Raw genomic sequence first — 10,526 nt, forward strand, 5'->3', positions numbered from 1 at the left:
GAAGTTGTTTTGTTGCAAGTAAACCTTTGCTAAAGTTTCAGTCATTAAATGCTCGTTGGGTTGTGGATTGGGAATGGAAAAATCCTCTGTAGTTTGGGTTTCTTTGGGCTTTATTTTAGGGTTTTCCTGTATGAACTTGTCAATAAGCTTAAACTTTTCTTCCTTACTACTGCTTTTTGATGAGCTGTTTTCATCCAATTTATGATCAGTTTCCCGATTGATGGGTTTTGCTTTTGTGAGTTGGAGCCATTCATTGAATGAGTGTTTGTCTTCTTTGGTAAACGGTAAAGGTTTGTTGATCTCAAGTAATTCCTCAACAGCTTTTTCCTGAGGTGTTTTTTCTGCTTTTCTTTCAAACAGATTGGGGTTGAGGATGGCTTCGGCTTTTTCTAATTCCAGAGTGTCATTTTCTTTGACTTCAATTGTTGAAGATTGATGAAACGCTTCAGAGGTAATAAAATCAAATAAGACACTTCTATCTGTAGTATAGGCCGCAGCTTTTTTTAACTCCTGATTGTATTGATAATTGTTTTCGTCTTTCAATACTTTTAAATACAATGCCCTGGCTGGTTGGAAATAGGGAAAATCAGAAAGAATTGTTTCTAAATCCAACTTGTTTTCTGAGTTGACGGTTTCAGGATGTTGAAGTAAATATGTGATTTTTTCCCTGTTCAAAATATAGTTACCATTTTGCCAATGTGGCATTAAAAACATCTTGTGTAATCCGCTCAAAAATTACATTTAAGGCTTCATCTCTTTGTGAACCGGTCAACTGGGCAGAACCACCATAGTCATAATAAAAAGAAAATCGTTGTTCTAAATCGTTGCCTTCGTTTTTAGTGTCATAAAAACGTACATTGACCGAAACTGTCAACCTGTTTTGTGCCGCAGTGTTTTGTGCAGTAGCGGTTATGGGTGCAATATAATATTCTACAATTTCACCTTCATAAATCAAATCGCCGTTTTGATTGGTCAAATCAAGGCTGGTTTGATTTAGGATGATATCCTGAAGGCTTTGGGTGAATTGCCGGTCAATCCCCGGCTCAACTATAGGTGCATTGTTTCTGAAAAAGTTAACCTGATAAGTACTGATGTTTGAAGCCACAGAAGCTCCTGTAAATGAATAAACCCCACAACTTTGAATGCTAAACATTGTTGTTAATAAAGTGAGTATAAGGAGTGTTTTTTTCATTTGAAAATTAGGATTATTAAAGTCCGAATTGCTTGATTTTTCTGTAAAGTGTTCTTTCAGAAACCCCCAGTTCATCGGCAGCGGCTTTACGTTTTCCGTTGTTTTTTTCCAGGGCTTTTTTAATGAGTTCGAGTTCTTTATCTTTAATAGAAAGGGTTTCTTCTTCTTGAATTTCTTCGGCAAAATGATATTTGTCTTTGGCCTTATTTTGATCTGGAGTGTCATCGAGTTCAAGAATTTCAACATCATTTTGTGAATCGTTTTCCTCAATGATATCTGTTAATTCTTCAAACGAGTCTTCTTCCTGGGGGGTATAAATCTTCTTAATCAAACCGGAATGTTCTTTCTGAACATGTTCAGTACTTCCACTTTTCATAAGCTCAAGTGTTAGTTTTTTAAGGTCATTCACGTCGCGCTGCATATCAAAAAGCACTTTATAAAGTATTTCCCGCTCAGAACCAAAATCGCTTTCAGATTTCTTACTGTTTACCACTGCCGGTAGTTGCCTACCCATATCCGGCAAATAGTTTTTCAAGGTATATGCGTTAATTTCTCGGTTTTGTTCTAACACAGAAATTTGTTCTGCCACGTTGCGCAATTGCCTGATGTTTCCGCTCCAGCGATACTTTAAAAGTAATTGAACGGCATCATCGGTCAGTCTGATTGTCGGCATATTGTACTTTTGGGCAAAATCTGCAGCAAACTTTCTGAACAACAAGTGAATGTCTTCTTCCCGTTCTCTTAAAGGCGGCAAATGAATGTCAACAGTGCTTAAACGATAAAATAAATCTTCTCTAAACTTTCCATCACTGATTGCCTGAGCCATTTGGACGTTTGTAGCCGCTACAATGCGCACGTTTGTTTTTTGGGTTTTGGAAGAACCTACTTTAAGAAATTCACCATTTTCAAGAATTCTCAGCAGTCGCACCTGAGTAGGTAGTGGGAGTTCGCCCACTTCGTCAAGGAATATTGTGCCGCCGTCTGCTACTTCAAAATAGCCGCTGCGTGTTTGGGTTGCTCCCGTAAAAGCACCTTTTTCGTGACCAAAAAGCTCACTGTCAATAGTGCCTTCGGGAATTGCACCACAGTTTACGGCTATGTATTTGCCGTGTTTTCTGTGTGAGAGTGAATGGATGATTTTGGGAATACTTTCTTTACCCACACCACTCTCTCCTGTAACCAATACCGAAATATCAGTAGGTGCCACCTGAATCGCTTTTTCGATGGCCCGGTTGAGCTTGGCGTTGTTGCCAATGATTCCAAATCGTTGTTTAATTGCTTGTACTGATTCCATATTCCAATTCCCTTCCCCAATTTATTGAGGAGGAATCTCGTTAAAAGGTTATGAATTATTCTCGCTGTAACTAACTGCCTCCCCAATCAATGTCGCCGAAGTACAATCGGTTATTTTGACCATTACAAAATCTCCAATAGTGTAGTTTTCTTTTGGGAAAACCACTACAGTATTTTGAGGTATTCTACCGCTCCATTGATGTTCATCTCTTTTGGAAGTTTTTTCAATAAGGACTTCCAGTGTTTTGCCTACAAATTGTTTTGTTCTGTAAGCACTGTGCTGTTGTTGCAATTCCACGATTTCCTGTAATCGTCTCTTTTTGACAGCTTCAGGGATGTCGTCTTCAAGTTTTCTTGCTGCCAGTGTTCCCGGACGTTCAGAATACATAAACATAAAACCAAAGTCATACTTTACATACTCCATCAAACTCAAGGTGTCTTGATGGTCTTCTTCGGTTTCCGTAGGAAATCCGGCAATGATATCTTGTGAAATTCCACAATCCGGAATGATGCTTTTGATGTTGTCAATGAGTTGCATGTATTCTTCTCGGGTATGCTGGCGGTTCATCTCTTTTAAGACGCGGGTACTTCCACTTTGTACAGGCAGATGAATGTAGTTGCAAATATTTTGGTACTTTGCCATTGTTTCAATGACATCCATTGTCATGTCTTGTGGATTGGATGTGGAAAACCGAATGCGCATTTTGGGTTGAGCTTCGGCAACCAGTGAAAGTAGTCCTGAAAAATTAGTTGCAGTAGCTTTTTGCATTTCAGTGGCTTTGTCAAAATCTTTTTTCAACCCTCCACCATACCATAAGTAACTGTCAACGTTTTGTCCCAGCAAGGTAATTTCTTTAAAACCTTTGGCAGCCAGGTCGTTGACTTCCTCTAAAATACTTTGAGGGTCTCGGCTGCGCTCTCTTCCGCGGGTGAATGGAACAACACAAAAAGTACACATGTTATCACATCCTCTTGTAATTGATACAAATGCTGTGACACCATTACTTTGCAAACGGACCGGGGAAATATCTCCATACGTTTCTTCTTTTGAAAGAATCACATTGATGGCATTTCTCCCTTCTTCAACTTCACTCAGTAAATTGGGCAAATCTTTATAAGCATCAGGCCCCACTACGAGGTCAACAATTTTTTCTTCTTCAAGAAATTTATTTTTAAGACGCTCGGCCATGCAACCCAATACGCCCACTTTCATTGAGGGGTTGTGAGTTTTTTTTACGGCATTGTATTTTTCAAGACGTTTCCTAACGGTTTGTTCCGCTTTGTCCCGAATGGAACAGGTGTTTACCAAAACCAAATCGGCTTCTTCAAGTTGACTTGTGGTGTTGTAACCGTTTTCAGACAAAATGGAAGCAACAATTTCACTGTCGCTAAAATTCATTTGGCACCCATAACTTTCTATAAAAAGTTTTTTGGTGTTTCCTTCAACAGTATCCATTAATAGTTTTGTGCCTTGTTTTTTCTCGTCAATAACTTTCTCCATATTATTTGCTAATTCTACAAGTGTGCAAAGATACAATTTTTAATAGATTTGTGACAAATTGGCAGAAAGTTTTGTGGAATTTTTAGCTTCTTTTGATGCTGTGATTTCTACTAATTCTTTCATTATAAAAAAAATCCTATACTTTTGCAATTCCCGTAAAGGCGGGAATCTTGTAAATGATATCCAAAAAAAGTTTTATTTTGGTTCCACTTTCAAGCTAATTTTAACTTATAATAATGAGTCTCCCACCCTCTTGGGAGTAGGAATATGGCAAAAAATCTTGTAATCGTAGAGTCACCGGCAAAAGCAAAAACCATCGAGAAGTTTCTCGGAAAGGATTTTAAAGTAGAATCCAGTTTTGGTCATATTGCTGATTTACCATCCAAAGAACTTGCGGTTGATGTAGAAGGCGATTTTAAACCCAAATACATTGTGCCCAGAGATAAAAAAGCGCTGGTAAAAAGTCTGAAAGCTTTGGCTGATAAAGCTGAAACTGTTTGGCTCGCTAGTGATGAAGACCGTGAAGGAGAAGCCATCGCCTGGCATCTCGCTGAAGAATTAAAGCTTGACGATGCAAAAATTAAGCGAATTGTTTTTCACGAAATTACGAAAACTGCTATTCTCAAAGCAATTGAAAATCCACGGAAAATTGATTATAACCTCGTGAATGCACAGCAAGCACGTAGAGTATTAGACCGATTGGTGGGTTATGAGCTTTCTCCTGTACTTTGGAAAAAAGTAAAAGGCGGGCTTTCTGCAGGAAGGGTGCAATCAGTATCTGTAAGGTTGATTGTTGAACGTGAGCGCGAAATTCAAGGATTTATGCCGGCACCCTCTTTTCGTATTGATGCTGAGTTTATGGGTGATGAAGGAAAACCGTTCAAAGCAAAATTGCCCAAAAATATTCAAACACTTGAAGAGGCAAAATCTTTTCTGCAACAAAACATTGACGCCAATTTTAAAATAAGTGACTTATCGAAAAAGCCTGCAAAAAAATATCCTGCAGCGCCTTTTACCACATCGACACTTCAACAGGAAGCTTCCCGAAAACTCTATTTCCCGGTTGCTAAAACAATGAATGTGGCGCAAAGACTTTACGAGGCGGGGCTTATAACCTATATGCGTACAGATAGTGTAAACCTTTCTGAAGAAGCAAAAAGCGCTGCACAAAAAGAAATCGCGGCCTCTTTTGGTGAAAAATACAGCAAGCCCAGAAATTACAAAGGGAAATCAAAAGGAGCTCAGGAAGCGCACGAAGCCATCAGGCCCACTGATATTTCAAGACATAGTGTTGACATAGACAGAGACCAGGCCAGACTCTATGAACTGATTTGGAAACGCACCATCGCCTCGCAAATGAGCGATGCGGAACTGGAGCGAACCAATGTGAGAATTTCAGCATCAACTCACAATCAGGAGTTTTCTGCCAATGGTGAGATGATAAAATTTGACGGTTTTCTGAAGGTATACCTTGAAGGTACAGACAATGAAGATGAAGAGCAAGATGGAATGCTGCCCAACTTAACCCTGGACGAAAAACTTACTAATAATTACATCACAGCCACAGAACGATTCACCAGAGCTCCTGCTCGTTATACAGAAGCATCTTTGGTGAAAAAGCTTGAGGAATTGGGTATTGGGCGCCCATCAACATATGCGCCAACGATTTCTACAATCCAACAACGCAATTATGTAGAAAAAGGAACGATTGAGGGGGTTGAAAGAAAGTATAAAATGCTTTCTCTACAAAAACAAGCACTTTCTGAAAAAACCCTTTCTGAATTGGTGGGGTCTGATAAAGGGAAACTGGTGCCTACTGATATCGGAATGATAGTCAATGACTTTTTAGTGGAAAACTTTGAAACTATACTCGATTATAATTTCACAGCCAAAGTAGAGCAGAATTTTGATGATATTGCTGAAGGAAATGAGAAATGGACAGAAATACTTCGGGACTTTTATAAAGACTTCCATCCCAAAGTAAAGGATGTTGAAAAAAATGCGGAACGTGAAAGTGGTGAGCGTATTTTAGGTAAACACCCAGAAACCGGAAGAACAATTTTAGTGCGTCTGGGTAAATTTGGAGCAATGGCGCAAATTGGAGCACCCGATGATGAAGAAAAGCAATTTGCAAGTCTAAGACCCGACCAACAACTCAATACTATAACCCTGGAAGAAGCTATAGACTTGTTTAAACTTCCGAGAACATTGGGCGAACTGGATGGTGAAGAAGTTGAAGTTAACAATGGAAGATTTGGTCCGTATGTAAGATATGGAAAGACTTTTATATCACTTCCCAAAGGAATGGACCCACTGGAAGTTTCCATGGATACCGCCAAAGAGCTTATTGAGGAAAAGAAAAAAGCCGATGCACCCATTGCCTATTATGATGAGAAGCCTGTTCAAAAAGGTGTGGGCAGGTTTGGCCCCTTTATTAAATGGGATAATATGTTTATCAATGTCAGTAAGAAATATGATTTTGACAATCTTTCTCAAAACGATATAGAAACACTCATTGAAGATAAACTCAAAAAGGAAAGAGAAAAACTTTTAAGGGAGTGGCCATCAGAAGGAATTCGAGTAGAAAAAGCCCGATGGGGCCGCTTTAATGTCATTAAGGGTAAAACTAAAGTTGAGCTTCCAAAGACTACAGATGTTGAAAAATTAACTTTGGAAGAAGTAAAAGCAATGGTTGATAAAAAGACCCCTGCAAAAAAGTCAACGCGAAAAAAAGCTTCTAAGAAGTAAAAATTATGCAAGAGTTTTTCAGCCCTGTAAGCAAGTCGGTTTTGGGTCATCGTGAGTTATTGCCTGAAAATGTATTGGGTAAACAGTTGAGAATTCATAACGGCAGAAATGGTTTCCCGGAACTTGAAGGCTGTAAATTTGCTTTGTTTGGAGTTAGGGAAAACAGAAATGATACTGACTTTAACGGATCTTATCCGGTTTTTGATTCTATAAGAAAATCTTTGTATGCGCTTTTCCCTGGAAACTGGAATTACAACATTTCTGATCTTGGTGATATTAATCCGGGTGAAACTGTTTCCGATACCTATTTTGCTGTAACAACAGTTGTAAAAGCGCTGCTTCATAAAAAAGTCATTCCAATTATGCTGGGTGGGTCACAGGATTTAACGTATGCTGTATACAGAGCCTATGATGATTTTGGAAAAATGATTAATTATGTCAATATAGACAGTAAGTTTGATATTGGAGATGCAGAAGCCCCTATCAGCAACGTTTCTTATGTTGGCAGAATGGTCATTGACAAACCCTACAACCTTTTCAATTACAGTGTGGTGGGGTATCAGTCTTATTTTAATGCTGCTGATGAAATTTCGTTGCTTGAAAGACTTTATTTTGACGCATACAGGTTGGGTGAAATTACAAATGAAATTCAGCTTGTTGAGCCGCTAACAAGAGATGCAGATATAATAAGTTTAGATATTTCTGCAATAAAAGGCACAGAACTTAGTTATATAAATAACAGTTCACCCAATGGTTTGGACGGAAGAGAAGTTTGTGCTATTGCTCGTTATGCAGGCATCAGTAACAAGGTGAGTTTTTTTGGAGTCTTTGAAATCAACAATTTTGAAAATGCACCATCAGCATCTATGCTGATTGCTCAAATAATCTGGTATTTCATTGAAGGTGTTAATTACAGAATAGATGATGGAGAGTTTGTTTCAGATTCAGATTTTAAATCCTACAAAGTTCCTGTTCAGAATGATGTGCTGTTATTTAAAAAGAGTCTAAAAACACAAAGATGGTGGATTGAGTTGCCATTTATTCCTGAAGGGAATAATAAATTAAAAAGACACACGTTATTACCTTGCACTTATCAGGATTATGTGAGTGCCTGCAATCAGGAAATACCTGAAAGATGGCTAAAAGCCAGACGTAAAAATGAAATTTAAAATTAATAATAAATAGATTTTAAGGGATTTAAAAAAAAATGTTGTTTTTTAGAGAATTTATAGATAGGTTTACGCCCTTAAAATCTGAAAATTTAACCTAATACTTATGAAGAAGTTTATTGCATTTACTGCGATTGTATCCTTTTTGATTAGCTGTAACTCCGGAGATAGGGGTGAGTTAGTTGGTGTCAAAGGAAAAAAGTGGCACCCTGAGAAGCCTTATGGCATGACACTTGTGCCGGGTGGCTCTTTTATTATGGGTAAGCCTGATGACGACTTTGTAGGTGTAAAAGATGCTCCAACCAAAACTGTAACAGTGCGTTCTTTTTACATGGACGAAACTGAAATCACCAATTCAGAATACAGACAGTTTGTGAATTGGGTTAGAGATTCAATTGTAAGATTAAAACTTGCAATACTTGCCGATGAAGTAGGCGCCACTCCCGGTGATGGCGGAATTGGTGAGTTTGCCTTTATGGACCAAAACACAGACAACATGACGCCCTATGAGCAGTATATGTATGATAACTACTGGGGATTTGGTGAGGATTTTTATGAAGGCAGAAAAATTAACAAAGACATTGAATTGATATGGGATACTTCACTATATCCGGATGAATACTATTCTGAAGTGATGGATACAATGTATCTGCCAATTGAGGAATCATACAATGGTTTAAGAACTATTGATGTGAAGCACCTTAAATTCCAATACACCACCATGGATATTCAGGCTGCTGCTAAAAACCAAGGTAAGAAGAGAAGCGAATACATCACCCGTGAAGATGTTGAGATTTACCCGGATACCACAGTTTGGATTAGAGACTTTAACTACTCATACAACGAGCCAATGCACAATGATTATTTTTGGCATCAGGCTTATGGTGATTATCCCGTAGTAGGTGTGAGCTGGAAACAGGCAAAAGCTTTTGCTGCCTGGAGAACCCTCTACAAAAACGCCTATCAGAAACAACGCGATCGCAATTTTGTTCCACAATTCCGTTTGCCAAGCGAAGGTGAGTGGGAATATGCCGCCAGAGGAGGAATCGCATCCGGTAGTTACCCATGGGGAGGACCATATACAATAAACGATAGAGGTTGCTTTATGGCAAATTTCAAACCCTTAAGAGGAGATTATGCAGCCGACCAGGCGCTGTATACCGTTGAAGCAAAATCTTATGAACCTAACGATTACAGCCTGTACAACATGGCAGGAAATGTATCAGAATGGGTGGATTCTTCATACGACCCTGCGTCCTATGAATACATGTCCACAATGAACCCAACTGTAAATCAAGCTGAAAATATGCGAAAAGTTGTTAGAGGCGGATCCTGGAAGGATGTTGCATATTTCCTACAGGTAAGCACCAGGGATTATGAATATGCAGACACTGCCAGAAGCTATATCGGATTTAGAACTGTTCAGGATTACATGGGAACCGATGTTGTTTTAAACCAACAATTTGGCGATGCAAGATAAAAATTAACCTAAATTTCAAATACACTAACTTAAAAACTTAACTTAAAATTTTAAATTATCATGGCACAATCAAAATCTACAAAAAAACTATTTAACATGGCCTATGGCCTTGGAGCGTCTATCGTAATTATTGGAGCGCTTTTTAAAATTCTTCACTGGGAAATCGGGCCTCTAAATGGTGGAATCCTTTTGGCAATCGGTTTGATTACTGAAGCTATCATTTTTGCAATTTCTGCCTTTGAACCGGTTGATGATGATTTAGACTGGTCTTTGGTTTATCCTGAATTGGCCGGAGGTCAATCATCAGGTAAAAAAGGAAAAGCAGAAAGCACTGAAGACCCACAAGGTCTTTTATCTAAAAAATTAGACGAAATGCTTAAAGAAGCTCGTTTAGATGCAAACCTAATGTCAAGCCTAGGTGAAAGCATTCGCTCTTTTGAAGGTGCTGCAAAAGATCTTCAGCCAACAGCAGAAGCAATGGGCGCCACAAAGAAATACAGCCAGGAAATGAGTCTCGCAGCTGCACAAATGGAGTCTTTAAATTCACTCTATAAAGTGCAAGTTGAATCAGCTACCCGTCAAACTCAAATTAACGACGAAGTTGCTCAAAACGCAGACCAATTAAAACAACAAATGCAAGCAATGGCAACCAACCTTTCTTCGTTAAACGGAGTATATGGAGGTATGCTTTCTGCAATGACAAACAGAAACTAATATCTTTCTAACTGTATAACTAACTTATAAAACAAAGAAAATGGCAGGAGGAAATTTATCCCCAAGACAGAAGATGATTAACCTGATGTATCTGGTTTTCATTGCTATGCTTGCACTTAATATGTCCAAAGAAGTATTATCAGCCTTTGGACTCATGAATGAACGATTATCAGAAGCCAATATGTCTGCTGAACAACGAAACGCAGATTATATGGCTGGATTAACAGAAAAAGCAAATGAAAATCCTACTAGATTTGCTGATGCAAAAGCGAAAGCAGATCAGATTACTACACTTTCAAATAGTTTCGATTCATACATTCAGTCAGTAAAAGATGATTTAAGAGCTACTGTAAAGGAGGAAGACTTGAGTACCGGAAATTATGAAGTGATGGACAAACCTGATTATCTAAACCAAACCTTTTTTGTGGG

Annotated in this window: 8 protein-coding genes and 1 pseudogene; 5 read left to right on the forward strand and 4 right to left on the reverse strand. The window is 38.5% G+C overall.

Annotation, left to right across the window (positions count from 1 at the left end; genetic code table 11):
- The 4 genes from AACY61_RS02880 to miaB all read right to left on the reverse strand — a co-directional run.
- Positions 1-675: hypothetical protein (locus tag AACY61_RS02880; RefSeq protein ID WP_339609995.1), on the reverse strand; the 675-nt coding region annotated here is incomplete at its 3' end.
- 7 nt (positions 676-682) lie between these two features.
- On the reverse strand, positions 683-1,192 hold the full coding sequence (locus AACY61_RS02885) for an LptE family protein (protein ID WP_339609997.1): 510 nt from the start codon (positions 1,190-1,192) through the stop codon (positions 683-685).
- Between the two features lie 16 nt (positions 1,193-1,208).
- On the reverse strand, positions 1,209-2,486 hold the full coding sequence (locus AACY61_RS02890) for a sigma-54 dependent transcriptional regulator (RefSeq protein ID WP_339609999.1): 1,278 nt from the start codon (positions 2,484-2,486) through the stop codon (positions 1,209-1,211).
- A 48-nt stretch (positions 2,487-2,534) separates the two neighbouring features.
- Positions 2,535-3,986, reverse strand: coding sequence for a tRNA (N6-isopentenyl adenosine(37)-C2)-methylthiotransferase MiaB (gene miaB, locus AACY61_RS02895; protein WP_339610001.1), 1,452 nt, complete (start codon positions 3,984-3,986; stop codon positions 2,535-2,537).
- A gap of 267 nt (positions 3,987-4,253) precedes the next feature.
- Between miaB and topA the strand changes: the two genes are divergently transcribed.
- From topA to AACY61_RS02920, 5 genes and pseudogenes are all read left to right on the forward strand, one after another.
- Positions 4,254-6,734 carry a type I DNA topoisomerase gene (topA, locus tag AACY61_RS02900; protein ID WP_339610003.1) on the forward strand — a complete coding sequence of 827 codons (2,481 nt, stop codon included), beginning with the start codon at positions 4,254-4,256 and terminating at the stop codon, positions 6,732-6,734.
- Positions 6,735-6,739: 5 nt separating this feature from the next.
- The gene (locus AACY61_RS02905; protein WP_339610005.1) at positions 6,740-7,903 is read left to right on the forward strand and encodes a formimidoylglutamase; all 1,164 of its coding nucleotides are present in this window, start codon (positions 6,740-6,742) and stop codon (positions 7,901-7,903) included.
- Between the two features lie 106 nt (positions 7,904-8,009).
- On the forward strand, positions 8,010-9,383 hold the full coding sequence (gene gldK / locus AACY61_RS02910; protein ID WP_339610007.1) for a gliding motility lipoprotein GldK: 1,374 nt from the start codon (positions 8,010-8,012) through the stop codon (positions 9,381-9,383).
- Positions 9,384-9,443: 60 nt separating this feature from the next.
- Positions 9,444-10,097 (forward strand): gliding motility protein GldL, encoded by a 654-nt coding sequence (gene gldL, locus AACY61_RS02915; protein WP_339610009.1) that lies wholly within the window; start codon positions 9,444-9,446, stop codon positions 10,095-10,097.
- A 40-nt stretch (positions 10,098-10,137) separates the two neighbouring features.
- Positions 10,138-10,526 (forward strand): annotated as a pseudogene (locus AACY61_RS02920) (gliding motility protein GldM); the annotation flags it as partial.

The sequence above is a fragment of the uncultured Planktosalinus sp. genome, from assembly GCF_963973675.1.
Lineage (GTDB): Bacteria > Bacteroidota > Bacteroidia > Flavobacteriales > Flavobacteriaceae > Planktosalinus.

Coding starts and splice junctions, on each gene's coding strand:
- AACY61_RS02885 (WP_339609997.1), bottom strand. CDS start 1,192: ATGAAAAAAACACTCCTTATACTCACTTTATTAACAACAATGTTTAGC.
- AACY61_RS02890 (WP_339609999.1), bottom strand. CDS start 2,486: ATGGAATCAGTACAAGCAATTAAACAACGATTTGGAATCATTGGCAAC.
- topA (WP_339610003.1), top strand. CDS start 4,254: ATGGCAAAAAATCTTGTAATCGTAGAGTCACCGGCAAAAGCAAAAACC.
- gldK (WP_339610007.1), top strand. CDS start 8,010: ATGAAGAAGTTTATTGCATTTACTGCGATTGTATCCTTTTTGATTAGC.
- gldL (WP_339610009.1), top strand. CDS start 9,444: ATGGCACAATCAAAATCTACAAAAAAACTATTTAACATGGCCTATGGC.
- AACY61_RS02905 (WP_339610005.1), top strand. CDS start 6,740: ATGCAAGAGTTTTTCAGCCCTGTAAGCAAGTCGGTTTTGGGTCATCGT.
- miaB (WP_339610001.1), bottom strand. CDS start 3,986: ATGGAGAAAGTTATTGACGAGAAAAAACAAGGCACAAAACTATTAATG.